The organism is Pantoea sp. Fr-CA_6 (genome assembly GCF_024520895.1).
Lineage (GTDB): Bacteria > Pseudomonadota > Gammaproteobacteria > Enterobacterales > Enterobacteriaceae > Pantoea > Pantoea agglomerans.
This window is the reverse complement of record NZ_JALNPO010000007.1, coordinates 165,803-184,844: the sequence shown is the minus strand read 5'-3', so window position 1 is coordinate 184,844 and position 19,042 is coordinate 165,803. Positions and strand designations below refer to the sequence as shown.

At 55.7% G+C, this 19,042-nt stretch carries 15 protein-coding genes; 4 read left to right on the top strand and 11 right to left on the bottom strand.

What is annotated here, in order from left to right; genetic code table 11:
* The first annotated feature begins 400 nt into the window (after nt 1-400).
* The 3 genes from nrdA (at nt 401) to yfaE (ending at nt 4,152) form a co-directional block, all read left to right on the top strand.
* Complete coding sequence (gene nrdA, locus NR201_RS14740; RefSeq protein ID WP_010258098.1) at nt 401-2,686, top strand: class 1a ribonucleoside-diphosphate reductase subunit alpha; 2,286 nt, start codon at nt 401-403, stop codon at nt 2,684-2,686.
* Between the two features lie 72 nt (nt 2,687-2,758).
* Nucleotides 2,759-3,889, top strand: coding sequence for a class Ia ribonucleoside-diphosphate reductase subunit beta (gene nrdB, locus NR201_RS14735; RefSeq protein WP_010258096.1), 1,131 nt, complete (start codon nt 2,759-2,761; stop codon nt 3,887-3,889).
* Nucleotides 3,890-3,891: 2 nt separating this feature from the next.
* Nucleotides 3,892-4,152: a class I ribonucleotide reductase maintenance protein YfaE gene (gene yfaE, locus NR201_RS14730; protein ID WP_010258095.1), complete on the top strand. Its 261-nt coding sequence runs from the start codon at nt 3,892-3,894 to the stop codon at nt 4,150-4,152.
* 333 nt (nt 4,153-4,485) lie between these two features.
* Here the strand turns inward: yfaE and NR201_RS14725 are convergent, their stop codons facing one another.
* Complete coding sequence (locus NR201_RS14725; protein ID WP_010671458.1) at nt 4,486-5,682, bottom strand: nicotinamide mononucleotide deamidase-related protein YfaY; 1,197 nt, start codon at nt 5,680-5,682, stop codon at nt 4,486-4,488.
* Nucleotides 5,683-5,921: 239 nt separating this feature from the next.
* Nucleotides 5,922-6,233, bottom strand: a complete 312-nt coding sequence (gene elaB, locus NR201_RS14720) for a stress response protein ElaB (protein WP_256849924.1) — start codon at nt 6,231-6,233, stop codon at nt 5,922-5,924.
* 335 nt (nt 6,234-6,568) lie between these two features.
* On the opposite strand from elaB, the gene NR201_RS14715 reads away from it, so the two are divergent.
* Entirely contained in the window at nt 6,569-8,227 is a 1,659-nt protein-coding gene (locus NR201_RS14715) for a glucan biosynthesis protein D (RefSeq protein WP_029519710.1), read from the top strand.
* A gap of 33 nt (nt 8,228-8,260) precedes the next feature.
* Here the strand turns inward: NR201_RS14715 and NR201_RS14710 are convergent, their stop codons facing one another.
* From NR201_RS14710 to nuoG, 9 genes are all read right to left on the bottom strand, one after another.
* Nucleotides 8,261-8,719, bottom strand: a complete 459-nt coding sequence (locus tag NR201_RS14710) for a GNAT family N-acetyltransferase (protein WP_124890144.1) — start codon at nt 8,717-8,719, stop codon at nt 8,261-8,263.
* Nucleotides 8,720-8,842: 123 nt separating this feature from the next.
* Nucleotides 8,843-10,300, bottom strand: a complete 1,458-nt coding sequence (gene nuoN / locus NR201_RS14705; protein WP_010258083.1) for an NADH-quinone oxidoreductase subunit NuoN — start codon at nt 10,298-10,300, stop codon at nt 8,843-8,845.
* A gap of 6 nt (nt 10,301-10,306) precedes the next feature.
* On the bottom strand, nt 10,307-11,827 hold the full coding sequence (gene nuoM / locus NR201_RS14700) for an NADH-quinone oxidoreductase subunit M (protein WP_010258081.1): 1,521 nt from the start codon (nt 11,825-11,827) through the stop codon (nt 10,307-10,309).
* 210 nt (nt 11,828-12,037) lie between these two features.
* The gene (nuoL, locus tag NR201_RS14695) at nt 12,038-13,873 is read right to left on the bottom strand and encodes an NADH-quinone oxidoreductase subunit L (RefSeq protein WP_010258078.1); all 1,836 of its coding nucleotides are present in this window, start codon (nt 13,871-13,873) and stop codon (nt 12,038-12,040) included.
* Nucleotides 13,870-14,172: an NADH-quinone oxidoreductase subunit NuoK gene (gene nuoK / locus NR201_RS14690; RefSeq protein ID WP_003854236.1), complete on the bottom strand. Its 303-nt coding sequence runs from the start codon at nt 14,170-14,172 to the stop codon at nt 13,870-13,872. The genes nuoL and nuoK overlap by 4 nt, the downstream gene beginning before the upstream one ends.
* Nucleotides 14,169-14,720 (bottom strand): NADH-quinone oxidoreductase subunit J, encoded by a 552-nt coding sequence (gene nuoJ, locus NR201_RS14685; RefSeq protein ID WP_010258075.1) that lies wholly within the window; start codon nt 14,718-14,720, stop codon nt 14,169-14,171. Before nuoJ ends, nuoK begins: the two co-directional genes overlap by 4 nt.
* Nucleotides 14,721-14,730: 10 nt before the next feature.
* Nucleotides 14,731-15,273 (bottom strand): NADH-quinone oxidoreductase subunit NuoI, encoded by a 543-nt coding sequence (nuoI, locus tag NR201_RS14680; protein ID WP_031590610.1) that lies wholly within the window; start codon nt 15,271-15,273, stop codon nt 14,731-14,733.
* Between the two features lie 11 nt (nt 15,274-15,284).
* Nucleotides 15,285-16,262: an NADH-quinone oxidoreductase subunit NuoH gene (gene nuoH / locus NR201_RS14675; protein ID WP_003854240.1), complete on the bottom strand. Its 978-nt coding sequence runs from the start codon at nt 16,260-16,262 to the stop codon at nt 15,285-15,287.
* On the bottom strand, nt 16,259-18,982 hold the full coding sequence (gene nuoG, locus NR201_RS14670; RefSeq protein ID WP_256849923.1) for an NADH-quinone oxidoreductase subunit NuoG: 2,724 nt from the start codon (nt 18,980-18,982) through the stop codon (nt 16,259-16,261). Before nuoG ends, nuoH begins: the two co-directional genes overlap by 4 nt.
* Nucleotides 18,983-19,042 lie beyond the last annotated feature (60 nt).

Here is a 19,042-nt window from a genome sequence, read left to right as displayed (position 1 = left end):
CATCCTCTTCAGCGTTACCGCATCCAATTCTCTGCTGACCAGCAACCCGCTAGCGGCTTTTAGCCATTTTTCATCCCTTTTCCTGCTGAATCCTGAGGATTGAATAAGAAACACGCGCCCGATCATAATAAGAAAAAAAAGTGTGATCTGGTTGACATGATGCCAGGCCTTACAAGGCGTGGGCTAAGAAATTTCGCAAGAATTACAACCCCTCCAGCCATCATTTTTTGCTCTTGTTAAGCGGCCGTAAAATACTAAAATATGCCCCCATGTAGTTATGGCTTTTCCCATCACCCCCTAGATGTAGTGTTTATCCACACATTATTCACAATGAATAGGCTGTGTATAAACCGGGATTTCTTTTAATTTTTGGATACTCACGCAAAGGTAAAAACGCGACATGAACCAGAGTCTGCTCGTTACTAAACGCGATGGCCGCCAGGAGCGCATTGATCTCGACAAAATTCACCGTGTGCTGGACTGGGCAGCTGAAGGGCTGAACAACGTCTCAGTTTCACAGGTTGAGCTGCGCTCTCACATTCAGTTCTATGATGGCATCAGAACCTCTGACATTCATGAGACCATCATCAAGGCCGCAGCAGACCTCATCTCCCGCGATGCCCCTGACTATCAGTACCTGGCTGCCCGCCTGGCGATCTTCCACCTGCGCAAAAAAGCGTATGGTCAGTTTGAGCCGCCAAAGCTCTATGACCAGGTCGTTAAGATGGTCGACATGGGCAAATATGATCGGCACCTGCTGGAAGATTACAGCCAGGAAGAGTTTGCGCAGATGGACGAGTTCCTCGACCACTGGCGTGACATGAACTTCTCCTATGCCGCTGTGAAGCAGCTGGAAGGCAAATATCTGGTGCAGAACCGCGTTTCGGGTGAAATCTACGAAAGCGCGCAGTTCCTCTACATTCTGGTCGCCGCCTGCCTCTTCTCCGGCTACCCGCGCGACACGCGTATGGATTACATCAAGCGTTTCTATGATGCGATCTCGACGTTTAAAATCTCCCTGCCGACGCCAATCATGTCTGGCGTACGCACCCCAACACGTCAGTTCAGCTCCTGTGTGCTGATCGAGTGCGGCGACAGCCTGGACTCCATCAACGCCACCTCCAGCGCAATTGTGAAATATGTCTCTCAGCGTGCCGGCATCGGTATCAACGCCGGTCGTATCCGTGCGCTGGGCAGCCCGATTCGCGGCGGTGAAGCGTTCCATACCGGCTGTATCCCGTTCTACAAGCATTTCCAGACCGCGGTGAAGTCCTGTTCTCAGGGCGGCGTTCGTGGCGGCGCAGCCACCCTGTTCTACCCGATGTGGCATCTGGAAATCGAAAGCCTGCTGGTGCTGAAGAACAACCGTGGTGTTGAAGGCAACCGCGTGCGTCACATGGACTATGGTGTACAGCTCAACAAGCTGATGTATCAGCGCCTGCTGAAAGGCGAAGATATCACCCTGTTCAGCCCGTCTGACGTGCCTGGCCTGTATGACGCATTCTTCGCCAATCAGGATGAGTTTGAGCGCCTCTATACCAAATATGAGCAGGATCAGAGCATCCGTAAGCAGCGTGTTAAAGCGGTCGATCTCTTCTCACTGATGATGCAGGAACGCGCCTCTACCGGCCGTATCTACATTCAGAACGTCGATCACTGCAACACCCACAGCCCGTTTGACCCGAGCATTGCGCCGGTTCGCCAGTCTAACCTCTGCCTGGAAATCGCCCTGCCGACCAAACCGCTGGAAGATGTTAACGACGAAAACGGTGAGATTGCCCTGTGTACGCTCTCTGCGTTCAACCTCGGCGCCATCGAAAGCCTCGACGATCTGGAAGAGCTGGCTACCCTGGCCGTACGTGCGCTTGATGCGCTGCTCGACTATCAGGACTACCCGATTCCGGCTGCCCAGCGTGGCGCAATGGGTCGTCGTACCCTGGGTATCGGCGTCATTAACTACGCCTACTATCTGGCGAAGCATGGTGTGCGCTACTCCGATGGCAGCGCCAATGGCCTGACGCACAAGACCTTTGAAGCGATTCAGTATTACCTGCTGAAAGCCTCAAACGAGCTGGCGAAAGAGCAAGGTGCCTGCCCGTGGTTCAATGAAACCACCTATGCGCAGGGCATTCTGCCTATCGACACCTACAAGAAAGATCTGGACGCGATCAGCAACGAACCGCTGCATCTCGACTGGGAAAGCCTGCGTGAAGAGATTAAAACGCACGGCCTGCGCAACTCGACCCTGTCTGCGCTGATGCCGTCTGAAACCTCGTCGCAGATCTCCAATGCCACCAACGGTATTGAGCCTCCGCGCGGTCACATCAGCATCAAAGCGTCAAAAGATGGCATCCTGCGTCAGGTCGTGCCGGAGTATGAGCGTCTGAAAGATCAGTACGAACTGCTGTGGGAAATGCCGAACAACGACGGCTACCTGCAACTGGTGGGTCTGATGCAGAAATTCATCGACCAGGCGATTTCGTCCAACACCAACTACGATCCGTCGCGCTTCACCAACGGTAAAGTGCCGATGAAACAGCTGCTGAAAGATCTGCTGACGGCGTATAAGTTCGGCGTGAAAACGCTCTACTATCAAAACACCCGTGACGGTGCTGAAGATGCGCAGGATGACCTGGCACCTTCTATCCAGGATGATGGCTGCGAGAGCGGCGCCTGTAAGATCTAATGGTCAGGCGGGAGAATCTCCCGCCTCATTCATTTCACGAGGCCTGGCTTCGTCTACTTTTGGACAACTTTTATGGCTTACTCCACTTTCTCACAGAACAAAAATGATCAGCTGAAAGAGCCGATGTTTTTCGGTCAGTCCGTAAACGTGGCGCGCTTCGACCAGCAAAAATATGACATCTTTGAAAAGCTGATCGAAAAGCAGCTCTCCTTCTTCTGGCGTCCGGAAGAGGTCGACGTTTCACGCGATCGCATCGATTACCAGGCGCTGCCGGACCACGAAAAACATATTTTTATCAGCAACCTGAAATATCAGACGCTGCTGGATTCTATTCAGGGCCGCAGCCCGAACGTCGCGCTGCTGCCGCTGATCTCGATTCCTGAACTGGAAACCTGGATTGAAACCTGGGCGTTCTCAGAGACGATTCACTCCCGTTCTTACACCCACATCATCCGTAATATCGTTAACGATCCGGCAGTGGTGTTTGACGATATCGTCACCAATGAGCAGATTCTGGCGCGTGCTCAGGATATCTCACGCTATTACGACGATCTGATTGAGATGACCAACTACTGGCATCAGCTGGGTGAAGGCACGCATCAGGTCAACGGCAAACCGGTTGTCGTCAGCCTGCGCGCCCTGAAGAAGCAGCTCTATATCTGCCTGATGAGCGTCAATGCGCTGGAAGCGATCCGTTTCTATGTCAGCTTCGCCTGTTCATTCGCGTTCGCCGAGCGCGAGCTGATGGAAGGCAATGCCAAAATCATCAAGCTGATTGCCCGCGATGAAGCGCTGCACCTGACCGGCACCCAGCACATGCTGAATCTGCTGCGCAGCGGTGAAGACGATCCGGAGATGAAAGAGATTGCGGCAGAGTGCCGTGAAGAGTGCTTCGAGCTGTTTAAGAAAGCAGCGCTGCAGGAGAAAGAGTGGGCAGAATATCTGTTCAGCGGCGGCTCAATGATCGGCCTGAACAAAGATATTCTCTGCCAGTACATTGAGTACATCACCAATATCCGTATGCAGGCTGTCGGACTTGATTTGCCGTTCCAGACGCGCTCAAACCCAATCCCATGGATTAACTCCTGGCTGGTCTCTGACAACGTTCAGGTTGCGCCGCAGGAAGTGGAAGTGAGCTCCTATCTGGTGGGTCAGATCGATTCTGAAGTAGGCGCTAACGACTTCGACGACTTCCAGCTTTAATTATGAGCCGCGACGTTGTTATTCTGCGCAGTTCCGGCACCCGGCTGGAATGCACAGACGAGCATACCAATCTGCTGACGCTGCTGGAAGCCAACAATCTCTGCGTGGAGTTTCAGTGCCGCGAAGGTTATTGCGGCTCCTGCCGGATGCGGCTGCTGAAAGGCGAAGTGCATTACCCACAACGGCCGCTGGCTTTTGTGCAGCAAGATGAGATTCTGCCCTGCTGCTGCAAAGCCAAAGGCGAGATTGAGCTGGAGTTATAACTGAGGTGGGATAAGTCTGGCTTGATTTGCTGTGAGAGCGAGTCAGCTTAGGGAACACGGTCAGATCGGAAAGACGCAAAAAGCGTCATCCCTGACAGCTCGGCCCGCGCGATTACGCACCTCATCCCTGAGGTGCGCCCGTAGCCGGGCCAACGCGTTGCGTTGTTCAAAAACGCTCCCGGCGTTTTTGTCCCAGGCGCGGGACGCTTTCCTCCTCTGCCCGTGTTCCCTGCGCTTTGAGCTAATTTATTGCTGCGAGAATGACGCTGTATGGGATTAATTCGCAGTCACATACAAGACGGGCGCCTCAGGCGCCCGTTTTTTTTACTGACATTACTGTCTGACAGTTTCAACCACATCGATCCAGCCGTGACCGGTGCTCACTTCGCTGCCGTGTAACCAGCGGCGCAGCATGTTCATCGCCATCATTGCCACCACCTTCTGCCGCGTCTCCAGATTATGGCGACCGGTACTGAACTTCACGCGCTGACCAAAACTGCCATCCGGTGTATGCAGCGCCACCGAAATCTCCTCCTGCTCCAGGCTGCCAACAGAGAGCGCCAGCGCGGCCTGCTGCTGTGCAGCAAGTTCGCGGGTGCGGATCACCTGCTGCTCCAGCGTCTCCTGCCGGGATGGCAGGATGTCAGCCCCACGTAGCGGCACGCTGGCGCCAGCCAACTGCCAGTAGAGCAGTCCGGCGGTGTATTGCTCACTGATTGCCAGCTGCTCACCGCGCTGCTCCAGCTCACGTGCCAGCAGCGCCGGTAAGCCTTCGGTGCCTTCGAAAATGGTGCACTCCGCCAGTTGCAGGCGCACCTGCTGCCACACCTGCTCCATCGCCACCCGCTGACTGGCCGGGCCGGTGAGCTTGATCTCAATGATCGGCATGGACGAGCGATATCCCATGACCACGCCTTCCGGCAGCGCCAGCGGCTCCAGTTCGGCGGCAATATCGCTTTCACCGCGACCAAAGGTGGTCAGCCGCAGACAAATCGGTGGCTCGGGCGGTGAAAATTTCGCTTTCAGACGGGGGATGATCTGCTGCTCCACCATCACTTTAAATTCAGACGGCACACCAGGCGTGAAGAACATCCAGCAGCGATTGAGTTGCAGGGCAAAGCCACAGGCGGTACCGACCGGATTATCAATCAGTTCCGCATTGGCCGGGATTTCCGCCTGCTTGCGATTGCTGGCCGCCATCACGCGTCCCCGGCTGGCGAACCAGGCTTCCATCTGTTCCAGCCACTCCTGCTGCACCTCAAGCTCAACGCCACAGGCTCTGGCTGCTGCCAGCGCACTGAGATCGTCACTGGTCGGCCCCAGACCGCCATTCACAATCAGCACATCTGCCTCATGGCTGCGCGCCTGTAGCGTGGCGATTAGCGATTCGAGTGAATCTCCTACCGTGGTACGGCTGGTCATAGGCAACCCTTGCTGGAACAACATATCCGCCAGCCAGGCTGCGTTGGTATCGACGATTTGGCCATGCAGCACCTCATCCCCGGTCGACAGCATCTCTACTCTAATCACGTTGAGTTCTCCTTTTCACGTTTGCTTTACTGTACGAACTCCTCCCGCCAGACACAATCGGCATCACCAGGGATTGTGACCATTGCGTCTCAGGCACGTTGCGCATAAAGATAGCGAGGGTGAAGCAGGATCAAGGGTGGTAAAGGTGTTCAGGGAGTTAAAAACCAATAAAAACGGCGGGATTGCCCCGCCGCTTTTTTACTACTATTGTCTGCTACAACTGGGTCAGCGAATCGCGATTAACGACGCGCCAGCAGCAGACCAAGTACCAGACCGGCTGTTGCACCGATACCGACACCCTGCCACGGTTTTTCGCGCACGTAGTCGTCTGCACGGTAAGCCGCTTGTTTAGCGCGATAGTAGTAGCTATCGGACGCCTGGCTGACACGGGATTTCACATCGTTCAGCGCCTGTTCGGCTTTGCTCTTAAGCTCAATGTACTTCTGATCGGCCGGATCACCTGATGCCTTAAGAACTTCTTCCAGCGTTTCAGTCAGTAACGCAATATCGTCATCGAGGCCCGTTTCGAATTGATTTGTCTGATTTACCATCGTTTCCTCCGTGTGAATTGCAAAGCAGTTCATTAACTATAGTCATAATCTGGCGCTCTGCTGATTTCCTGCTCCAGGAATCACCTGATTTTTCATCTGTTAATCTTGCTCAGTGCAGGCTGTGCGCCGTTTCGCTACGCAAAGAAGTGTAAGACGCAGCGGCAACCGCGGAATTTCGCTTCGCTTCTTTGATTAATCTGATAAATTTTGTCGTGACTGAATTTTCCAGTAACCCTACTGTCGTACCCTTCTGTTGCCTGTGATTATCGGGCCATGAAAGTGCATTTTGCACGACAGTCACGACACCCTCGAACAGCTAAGGAATAATCTCTGGCATGAATCGAAGAATGTTTATGAAAGCGTCAATGGCCTTCTCCGCCGTCAGCGGCATGACCGGCCTGTCAACGCTGTTTGCGCAATCCGCATGGGCAGAAGATGGCATTGCTGACGGAACCGCCGTACGCTTCGATTTCGACGTATTGAAGAAAAACGCGGCTGCGCTGGCGAAAAAACCCTGGGGCGGAGCACCGGGCGCGCTGCCGGAGACGCTGGCCACACTGACCCCGCAGGCGTACAACGAAATTCAGTATGACGCCAACCACTCACTCTGGAACAACCTGCCCGATCGTCAACTGGACGTTCAGTTCTTCCATGTCGGTATGGGCTTCAAGCGGCGCATCCGCATGTTCTCTGTTGACGGTGAGAGTCGCGAAGCACGCGAAATTCACTTCCGTCCCGAATTGTTCAACTACAACGACGCCAAAGTTGATACGAAGCAGCTGGAGGGCAAAACTGACCTCGGCTTCGCTGGTTTCCGCGCCTTTAAAAAACCGGAACTGGCCCGTCGCGACATCGTCTCTTTCCTTGGCGCTAGTTACTTCCGTGCCGTTGACGATACTTTCCAGTACGGCCTCTCGGCGCGTGGCGTAGCGATCAACACCTTCAGCAATGGCCAGGAGGAGTTTCCCGATTTCACCGCCTTCTGGTTTGAAACGCCAAAAGCGGAAGATACCACCTTTACCTGCTACGCCCTGCTGGATGGTGCCAGCGTCACCGGTGCTTATAAATTCATCATCCATTGCGAAGAGAAACGCGTGGTGATGGAGGTGGAAAACCACCTGTTTGCCCGTAAAGAGATCCGTCAGATTGGCATCTCGCCAATGACCAGCATGTTCAGCTGCGGCACCAACGAACGCCGCATGTGCAACACTTACCATCCGCAGATCCATGACTCCGATCGCCTGGCGATGTGGACCGGTAAAGGCGAATGGATTGCCCGCCCACTGAATAATCCTCAGCGTCTGCAGTTCAACGCCTATGAAGATGAGAATCCGCGTGGGTTTGGCCTGTTGCAGCTTAATCACGACTTCAAAGATTATCAGGATGTGATTGGCTGGTATGACAAACGTCCCAGCCTGTGGGTTGAGCCGGTCGGTAAGTGGGGCAAAGGCGCGATCAACCTGATGGAGATCCCGACCACGGGTGAAACGCTGGATAACGTGGTCTGCTTCTGGCAACCGGCTGAGCCGGTCAAAGCGGGCAGCGAGCTGAACTTCTCCTACAAGCTTTACTGGAGTGGTCTGCCGCCGGTGCGTAGCGGTCTGGCACGCGTGGATGCAACCCGTACCGGTATCGGTGGTTTCCCGGAAGGCTGGGCGCCTGGCGAACACTTCCCGGAAACCTGGTGCCGCCGCTTCGCCATCGATTTTATTGGTGGCGATCTGCAGGCTGCTGCGCCGAAAGGGATTGAGCCGGTGATTACCGTTTCATCCGGTAGCGTGAAGCAGGTTGAGATTCTGTATGTCGATCCGCTTAAGGGCTATCGCATCCTGTTTGACTGGTATCCGAATAGCGATTCCACCGAGCCGGTAGAGATGCGTCTGTTCCTGCGCAGCAAAGATGAGACGCTGAGTGAAACCTGGCTCTATCAATATTTCCCGCCTGCGCCGGATCAGCGTAAATATGTCGATGACCGCCAGATGACGGTGGGTTGATGTAAAAAAGGCGAGGCTCAGGCCTCGCCTTTTTTACGGCGCGTTCTTCAGCATATCGACGTGAGGGATCCCATCTTCCAGGTAGTTCTCCCCCACCGCGACAAAGCCATGCTGCCCATAGAAACTTTCCAGATGCGCCTGCGCGGAGAGAAACAGATCGCGGCCCGGCCAGTGCTGCTGACAACTGTTGATTGCCTGCTCCATCAGACGATTCCCCAGCCGCGCACCACGAACCCGATCTGAAACAATCACCCGTCCGATTTTCACCGGGCTGGTCTCATCCTCCGGGGAGAGCAGTCGCGCATAGGCCACTAGTTGATCATCCGCCATTCCCAACAGATGCCGGTTTTCCGCCTGCAAATCATTGCCATCCACATCAAGGTAAGCGCACTGCTGTTCCACCACAAACACGGCACTGCGCAACGCCAGCAGTGCATAGAGCTGTGAGGGGGTCAGTTCGCTATGGTGTTTATCCTGCCAGTTAATGTCCATGGTATCTCCTTTAAACCACACACTCTACATCAGCGCGGTGTCGCCAGCACCTGCTGGTGACACTATGTTACAGGCAAAAAAAATCAGGCCCGGAGGCCTGATTCGTCAGTCGCAGCAACGCGCTTACATCAGCGGCTGAGCCATCTGCACCAGTCTGATCAGCGGCTGCGGGTAAACCCCTAACAGCAGCACCAGAATGGCAGAAATCAGTACTACCACACCACCGGCCGTAAATGCCCAGTTAGCCGGGGTATCACGGGTATGCAGTTCCGGCGGGCTGAGGTAGAGACTCACCGTCACGCGCAGATAGTAGTAGAGGCCAATCGCACTACCCGCGACTACAGCACCGGTGAGCCACCACAGGTGCGCACTGACGCCTGAAGCGATAACATAAAATTTACCGATAAAGCCCAGCGTCATCGGGATACCCGCCAGTGACAGCATCATCACCGTCATCACCGCTGACAGAATAGGTCGATGCCAGAACAGGCCGCGGTAGGAGTAGAGCGAGTCAGCATCCGGGCCACGATATGGGCTGGACATCAGACTCACCACACCAAAGGCACCCAGGCTGCTGAACAGATAACCGGCCAGGTAAACGCCCGACGTTTCCAGCGACAGCTGATGATCTTTCACCGCAATCAGTGCCACCAGCAGATATCCGAGGTGGGCGATAGAGGAGTAACCCAGCAGACGCTTGATGTTGCTCTGCGAAATCGCCATCAGGTTACCGAACAGAATCGACACGAAGGCGATCATGGCCAGCACTGTGCGCACCGCTTCGCTGTCGGTCACCGGCGCATACATAAACAGACGCATGATGACACCGAAGATAGCAATCTTGCTGGCGGTGGCCAGGAAGGTTGAAACCGGCGCAGGCGCACCCTGATAAACATCGGGGGTCCAGAGGTGGAACGGAACCAGTGAGAGCTTAAAGCCCAGACCGATAATCATCATACCCAGACCCACCAGCAGCAGTGGCTCGTGGATCATGCTGTCAGTCAGGCTCTGGCCCAGCGCCACAAAGCTCAGGTTACCGGAGTCGGCGTAAATCAGCGCAATACCAAACAGCAGGAACGACGAGGCCGCCGCCGAAAGAATGGTGTACTTCAGCGCGGCTTCCAGTGAACGTTTCTGGCGGAAGGCGTAACCAATCAGACCAAACAGCGGCAGCGACAGCAGCTCAATGCCGATGAACAGCGAGGCCAGATGGTTAGCACTGGCCAGCACGATGCCACCAAGTGCCGCAATCAGCACCAGCAGGTAGAACTCATCTTTGTTGTCCGGGAAGCCCGCCAGCCATGGATAGGCAAAGGTACAGGTCGCCAGACTCGCCAGCATGACCAGCGCGGTATAGAACATCGAATAGCCATCGACGCGCAGCAGCGGCGTGACATCCATCGCCCCGACCTGACCGACAAAGTAGAGCGAGAGCAGCGCCAGGTTCAGGCCAACTACCGTTAGCGTGGCGTTAACGAAGTGGTTGCGTCGCCAGGCAATGGACAGCATCACAACCACCACCGTCAATCCGACGATTAACAGCGGTAGCAACGCAATCAATTGGTGAGGAGTTATTGTCATGGCGAATTACGGCCTTGTAGTTGAAATTGAAGCGGTAAACCACTGCTGAATATTGCTCATGGCAGCGTGCGAAGTATCCAGAATCGGCTGTGGATAGACGCCCAGCAGCACCAGCAGCACCACCAGAACACCGATGGTCATAAACTCACGCGGTGACATGCCTGGCAGCGGATCTTTCGATTTCGCTTCGCCGTAATAAGCGCGCTGCATCATCACCAGCGAGTAAATCGAGGCAAACACCAGACCAAAGGTCGCGATGATGATAATCATCGGCACCACCTGGAAGCTGCCGGTCAGAATCATAAATTCGCCGACGAAGTTACCGGTGCCTGGCATACCGAGGTTGGCAACAGCAAAGAACAGCGACAGACCCGGAATCCATTTGATGCGCGACCACAGGCCACCCATCTGACGCATATCACGAGTATGCAGACGCTCGTACAGCTGACCACACAGAATGAAGAGTGCTGCAGCGGAGAGACCGTGCGCAATCATCTGAATCACCGCGCCCTGCAGCGCCAGCTGGCTGCCGGTGTAGATGGCAATCAGCACAAAGCCCATGTGCGAAATCGAGGTGTAAGCAATCAGACGTTTGATATCAGTCTGCGAGAAGGCCATCCAGGCACCGTAGAAGATACCGATGATGCCCAACCACATGGCGATTGGCGCAAACTCGGCTGACGCATTCGGGAACAGCGGCAGACTGAAACGCAGTAAACCGTAAGCTGCGGTTTTCAGCAGGATACCCGCGAGGTCGACAGAACCGGCCGTTGGCGCCTGACTGTGAGCATCCGGCAGCCAGCCGTGCAACGGTACCACCGGCATCTTCACCGCAAAGGCGATAAAGAAGCCCAGCATCAGCAGATATTCAACACCGCTCGACATTGGCGTCTGCAGCAGCTGTTCGTAGTTGAATGTCCAGACGCCAGTCGCGTTGTAGTGGACAAACACCAGGCCCAGAATCGCAATCAGCATCACCAGACCTGAAGCCTGGGTGTAGATGAAGAATTTGGTCGCGGCGGAAATACGGGTTTTGCCGTCCGATGCTTTATGACCCCAGAGCGCGATGAGGAAGTACATCGGCACCAGCATCATTTCCCAGAAGAAGAAGAACAGGAACAGGTCGATGGAGAGGAAAACACCGATTACGCCGCCCAGGATCCACATCAGGTTCAGGTGGAAGAAGCCCTGATACTTTGAAATCTCATTCCAGGAACAGAGCACCGCCATCAGACCGAGCAGGCCGGTCAGCACCACCATCAGCAGCGACAGGCCATCAATGGCTAAATGGAAGCTGATGCCGAAGCGTGGGATCCACGGAACGGAGAAACTTGACTGCCACTGCGGAATGCCCGCTGCCTGCGTCAGTGAATAGCCTCCCTGCAACCAGAGTTGCAGTGAAAGCGCCAACGTCAGCCCCATAGTGATCAGTGCGATCCAGCGTGGCACCTTCGCGCCAAGGCGCTCAGTGAGCCAGCAGATCAGACCACCGACGAAGGGTATGATAATTAGCCAAGGTAATAACACGGCACACTTCCCTTTTCTTTGTCTTAGTTCGGGCTATCTTACTTGCCATTTTGGCTCCCGGCAGTGCTCGCAATCCTCACATACCTCGGTATGCTCCGGTTGCTGTGCGCTGGCGGTAACCAAACTGGCCGCGACGATAACGCCCTTGCTCAGGACAATTTTTGACATTCTCAATGGGCAGATTAGCTAACCTGCCCCGCTCATCAATCTTTAAATCACCAGCAGCAGAGCCAGCACCAGCACGGCGCCCACGCTCATTGACGCAACGTACCAGCGCAGGTAGCCATTCTCACTGACTACCAGGCCTTTGTTGGCAATACGTGACAGCAGCGCAGGCAGGTTCATCAGGCCATTCAGTGGGTCGCGCTTCAGCAGCCACGCAATACCCAGATAAGGTTTGACGAACACTTTATCGTAGAGCCAGTCGAAGCCCCAGGCCGCAAACCACCATGTGCCGAAGAAACGGCCTGGTGCACTGTTTGCGATACGGGTAACCAGCTCACGTTTGCCCAGCCACAGCGCGGCAGCGATCAGAATGCCGACAATCGCTACGACGCCCGAGGTGATTTCAAGTCCCACTTTGCCCGCTTCACCGAACTCATTGGCTGGCAGTACCCCTGCCAGCGGCGGCGTGATCAGCGCACCAATAAAGGTGGAGAGCAGCAGCAGCACAATCAGCGGCAGATGATGGGTAATACCCTTACCGGCGTGCGCATGAATTTTCTCTTCGCCGTGGAACACGATGAAGATCATACGGAAGGTATAGATAGAGGTCAGGAACGCCCCCACCAGACCCGCAACCATCAGGTTGATGTGACCGTTAGCCAGTGCGCCAAACAGGATCTCATCTTTACTGTAGAAGCCCGCCGTAATCAGCGGCAGTGCCGCCAGCGCCGCGCCGCCCACCAGGAAGCAGGTGTAGACCAGCGGAATGCTCTTACGCAGGCCGCCCATTTTGAAAATGTTCTGCTCGTGATGGCAGGCCAGAATCACTGAACCCGAAGAGAGGAACAGCAACGCTTTAAAGAAGGCGTGCGTCATCAGATGGAAAATCGCCGCATCCCACGCCTGAACACCCAGCGCCAGGAACATGTAGCCAATCTGGCTCATGGTGGAGTAAGCGAGAACACGTTTGATGTCGGTCTGTACCAGCGCGGCAAAGCCTGCCAGCACCAGGGTTATCGCCCCGATAATCCCGACCAGATGCAGCACTTCCGGCGTCAGCAGGAAGAGACCGTGGCTACGGGCAATCAGGTAGACACCTGCTGTCACCATGGTCGCGGCGTGGATCAGTGCCGAAACCGGTGTCGGACCAGCCATCGCATCTGCCAGCCAGGTCTGTAACGGCAGCTGAGCCGATTTACCGACCGCGCCACCCAGCAGCATCAGCGTTGCCCACTGCAGCATATGGTTATCTGCGGCAAAGTGCGCAGGAGCCAGCTCCATCATCTCGCGGAAGTTCAGCGTGCCCAGCTCGTTGTAGAGGATGAACAGACCAAATGCCAGGAAGACGTCGCCCACGCGGGTAATGATGAACGCTTTCATCGCCGCTTTGCCGTTTTCCGGATTGCTGTAGTAGAAACCGATCAGCAGATAAGAGCAGAGCCCTACCCCTTCCCAGCCCAGATACATCAGCATCAGGTTATCGGCCAGCACCAGAACAACCATGCTGGCGATAAACAGGTTGGTATAGGCGAAGAAGCGGGAGTAGCCCTCTTCTCCACGCATGTACCAGGAGGCGAACATGTGAATGAAGAAACCGACACCGGTCACGACAGACAGCATGGTCAGCGACAGGCCATCCAGCGTCAGGTTCACCTTCATGTCGAAGTTGCCGACATGCATCCAGGTCCAGAGCGCCTGCGTGTAGGCTTGCTGGCCGTTGGCGAAGAAGTCAAAACCGACCATCGCTGTAGTCAGGGCCGCCAGACCCACCGATCCCATACCAATCGTGGCCGACAGGTTCTCTGACCAGCGACCGCGCGAAAACGCTAACAGCAGAAAGCCGATCAGCGGAAACAAGACAGTTAAATAGAGAAGATTCATCCGCGCATCTCGCTCACAGTATCAATGTTCAGCGTCTGACGACGACGATAGAGCTGAAGCAGCAGTGCCAGACCAATACTGGCTTCCGCTGCCGCCAGGCTGATCGCCAGGATATACATCACCTGTCCATCGGCCTGACCCCAATAGCTCCCGGCAACCACCAGGGCTAAGGCGGCGGCGTTGATCATGATTTCAAGGCCGATCAGCATAAACAGCAGATTGCGGCGTATTACCAGCGACGTCAGTCCAAGGACAAACAGCACGGCAGCAAGAATCAATCCATGTTGTAACGGGATCATGCGTTCTCCTTTTTCACCTGAGCGGCGTCAGCATTACGGTTACTCAGGACTTCGCCCTGACGCTCTTCGCGACCGATATGGAACGCCACGACCAGACCCGCCAGCAGCAGCATTGAGGCCAGTTCAACCGCCAGTACGTAAGGACCAAACAGGCTGATGCCGACCGCTTTGGCGTCGATGATGGTGCCATCGATGCCCTGATCGTTGGCGGTCAGGATGGCGTAGACCATTACGACCAGCAGCAGCAACGAGACGATACCCGGACCAATCCACAGTGACGGGCTGAGCCACTCACGCTCCTGCTTCTCGGTCTGTTTGCCCAGGTTCAGCATCATGACCACGAAGACGAACAGCACCATAATGGCACCGGCGTAAACGATGATCTCCAGCGCACCGGCAAAATAGGCTCCCATAGAGAAGAAGACGCCCGCGATCGATAACAGCGAAACGATCAGGTACAGCAACGCATGTACCGGATTAGTGTGGGTAATGACGCGCAACGTCGTCAGCACCGCCACCAGTCCGCAAAGATAAAACGCAAATTCCATGCCTTGCTCCTTAAGGTAATAAGCCTTTGACGTCGATAGGCTTCGCTTCGTTTTCTGCTTCGCCCTTATCTTTACCGTCAATCGCCATACCTGCCATGCGGTAGAAGTTGTACTCCGGATATTTACCCGGCCCCGAAATCAGCAGATCGTCCTTCTCATACACCAGATCCTGACGCTTAAACTCACCCAGTTCGAAATCGGGGGTCAGCTGAATCGCCGTGGTCGGACAGGCTTCCTCACACATGCCGCAGAAGATGCAGCGTGAGAAGTTGATGCGGAAGAACTCCGGGTACCAGCGGCCATCTTTGGTTTCAGCTTTCTGCAGCGAGATACAGCCAACCGGACAGGCAACCGCACACAGGTTACAGGCGACGCAACGCTCCTGACCATCCGGATCGCGGGTTAACACGATACGGCCACGATAGCGGGGTGGCAGATAAACCGGCTCTTCCGGATACATCTGAGTTTCACGTTTGGCGAAGGCGTGCAGCCCGATCAGCCAGATACTGCGAACTGTCGTGCCAAAGCCTGTGACAATATCTTTCAAAGTCATTTGTTAACCCCTTACGGCGCTGTGTAGAGAATCACTGCGGCAGTCGCCAGCAGGTTCAACAGCGTCAACGGCAGACACACTTTCCAGCCGAATGACAGCACCTGGTCGTAGCGCGGACGCGGAAGCGCAGCACGAATCAGGATGAACATCATCATAAAGAACGCCGTTTTCAGGGCGAACCAGATGAACGGCGGCAGGAATGGGCCGTGCCAGCCACCAAAGAACAGCGTTACGATCAGCGCTGAAACAGTGGTAATTGCCACATATTCGCCGACAAAGAACAGGCCGAACTTCATACCGGCATATTCGATGTGATAACCGTCCGCCAGTTCCTGCTCCGCTTCTGGCTGGTCAAACGGATGACGGTGACACACCGCCACGCCAGCAATACAGAAGGTCACGAAACCGAAGAACTGCGGAATGATGTTCCACAGGTGCGTCTGGCTGTTGACGATATCGTTCATATTGAACGAGCCCGCCTGCGCTACCACACCCATCAGCGACAGACCCAGGAACACTTCGTAGCTCAGGGTCTGCGCCGAGGCGCGCATCGCACCCAGCAGCGAGTATTTGTTATTACTCGACCAGCCGGCAAACAGCACTGCGTAGACCGCAAGGCCCGCCATCATCAGGAAGAACAGCAGACCGATATTCAGGTCTGTCACCATCCAGGTTGGCGAAACCGGCACGATAGCAAAGGCCAGCAGCAGTGAAACAAAGGCGATAACCGGCGCAAGAGTAAAGATAAAGCGGTCGGTAAACGGCGGAACCCAGTCCTCTTTAAAGAACATTTTGATCATGTCCGCTACCAGCTGGAGCGAGCCGCCCCAGCCTACGCGGTTTGGTCCGTAACGGTTCTGGAACAGGCCGAGCAGACGACGCTCGGCGAAGCTCATGAACGCGCCGCAGGCCACAACCACCAGCAGAATCACGATGGCTTTAACAATGGCCAGCAGAATGTCGATAACGTCCGGTGTTAACCAGCTCATTGCGCCGCCTCCTGCAGAGTGTCGATTTTACCGTTCGCCAGGAATGGCGGAACGCCCGGCATGCCCAGCGGCAGACCAATCTGTCCCGCCTGCAGTGACGCCGAGAAACGGACCGGCAGACGCACTGTCTCACCGGCACAGATGAACTCAACCGCCGCGCCATTGTTGACGCCCAGCTTCGCTGCATCTTCCGGGTTAATCACCAGTGCAGGCGGTGCCATACGCTGCTGGAAGACCGGTGAACGCTGTGACATCTCTTCACTACCAAACAGCTGGTAGAGAGGGGCCACGCGCCACTGCGCTTCACTGACGAATGCCGCCGGAACGTTGCTGAACCAGGGCAGACTGGCTGCGCTGGCTTCAAACAGCCGTATACCCGGATCGCCATTACGCAGTTTGCCGCCCACTTCAACCTGGAACTTGTTCCACGCCTGCGGTGAGTTCCAGCCCGGTGCCCAGGCAAACGGAATCTGCGAACGCGGTGCGCCTGGCTGGTTGTTCCCTTCCATTGAGAAGGCGAACATCGTGTCCTGATCCTGCGGCTGACGCGGTTCGTGCACGCTGATATTGGCGCGCGCCGCGGTACGGCCACTGGCACGGTGCGGTGAACGCGACAGTTTCTGTCCGCGAATACGGAAGCTGGCATCCGGTGCCGCATCCTTGATTCCGGCCAGCTGTGGCAGATGACTCACCACCGCATCGATCACGTGGTCCAGCTGCGTCCAGTCGACGTGACGGCTTTCCAGCGTGCTGTGCAGCGAATGCAGCCAGCGCCAGCTCTCCAGCATCACTACGTTGTTGTCATAATAGGAAGGATCGTAAACCTGGAAGAAACGCTGTGCGCGGCCTTCATGGTTGATCGAGGTGCCATCACTTTCGGCGAAGCTGGCGGTTGATAACACCAGACCCGCTTTCTCCAGCGTCGCGGTGCGCTGATGATCAACCACAATCACGTTAGTGGTCTGGGCCAGCGCCGCATCAACCAGCGCTTTCGGTGCATGGCGATAGAGGTCATTTTCCAGTACCACCAGCGCATCGGCTTCACCGTTGCTCAGCTGATCCAGCGCGCTCTCCAGAGGATTGCCGCCCATCAGGCCAAGACCCACGCTGTTGGCGTGTCCCGCCAGCAGCGTAATCCCGACGTCGGCACCGCGCGCTTTCAGCGCTTTGGCCACGTTGGCAGCCGCTTCGATCATCGCGCTGCTGCCGGAATGGGTCCCGGAAATAATTAACGGTTTTTTCGCGCCAGCCAGCGCCTGCACGATGACATCCATCTTGCCGTTCAGTTTGCTGTCGAAATCGGTCACCGCCGGGGCGGTTTCATCCAGCGCACTGGCGATAGCGAAACCGAGACGCGCCTGATCTTCAACCGGTGCGCGATAGCTCCATGCCGCGATATCATCCAGACGGGTTTCATCGACGTTAGTGATAAACAGCGGATGTTTCGCATTCTGTCCGATGTTCAGGATCGCGGCGATCTGCCAGTCTGCTACTTTCTGAGCGGCAGCCATGTCGCGCGCTTTGCCTTTCACGGCCTGACGCACTGACAGCGCCACGCGTGCGCCAACCTGGGTCAGATCTTCGCCCAGCACCAGCACCGCATCGTAGCTTTCAATTTCACGCAGCGATGGCGTATAGATACCGCCCTCACGCAGAATTTTCAGCATCAGTTCAAGCCGGGCCTGCTCGCCCGCTGGCATGCCGGTAGAGAAGTTCTCTGCACCGACCAGTTCACGCAGCGCGAAGTTACTTTCAATGCTGGCGCGCGGCGAGCCGATACCGATCACTTTTTTCGCCTGACGCAGCAAATCTGCACCGGCATTGACCGCCTGCTCTGCGTTCAGCGTCACCCAGTCGTTGCCGCGCAGCAGCATCGGCTGGCGTGGACGATCTTTACGGTTCACGTAGCCATAGCCAAAGCGGCCACGGTCACACAGGAAATAGTGGTTTACGGTGCCGTTATAACGGTTTTCGATACGGCGTAACTCACCATAACGCTCACCCGGGCTGGTGTTACAGCCCACACTGCACTGCTGGCAGATGCTCGGCGCAAACTGCATATCCCATTTACGGTTATAGCGTTCGGAGTGCGTTTTATCGGTGAAGACGCCGGTCGGGCAGATTTCAACCAGGTTACCGGAGAATTCGCTCTCCAGCGTGCCATCTTCCGGACGACCGAAGTAGACGTTGTCGTGTGCGCCGTAGACACCCAGATCCTTGCCATCGGCATAATCTTTGTAGTAACGCACGCAGCGGTAACAGGCGATACAGCGGTTCATCTCATGGGAGATGAACGGGCCGAGATCCTGATTACGGTGGGTACGTTTGGTGAAGCGATAGCGGCGGAAGCTGTGGCCGGTCATTACTGTCATATCCTGCAGGTGACAGTTACCGCCCTCTTCACACACCGGACAGTCGTGCGGGTGGTTGGTCATCAGCCACTCCACCACGCTTTCGCGGAACTCTTTCGCTTCGCCATCATCGATGGAGATGAATGTGCCGTCAGAGGCCGGCGTCATGCAGGACATGACAAGACGGCCGCGGGTATCTTCGGCATTCTGGAATTGCTTTACCGCACACTGGCGGCAGGCCCCAACGCTTCCCAGCGCCGGATGCCAGCAAAAGTAAGGAATATCAAGGCCCAGAGAGAGACATGCCTGTAGCAGGTTGTCCGCTCCGTTCACATCATACTCTTTACCGTCTACATGAATTGTAGCCATAGTGACATGCTTCCGTAAGGCTCGTCAGAGACGAGCGTTAATCATATTCTTGCCCCGACG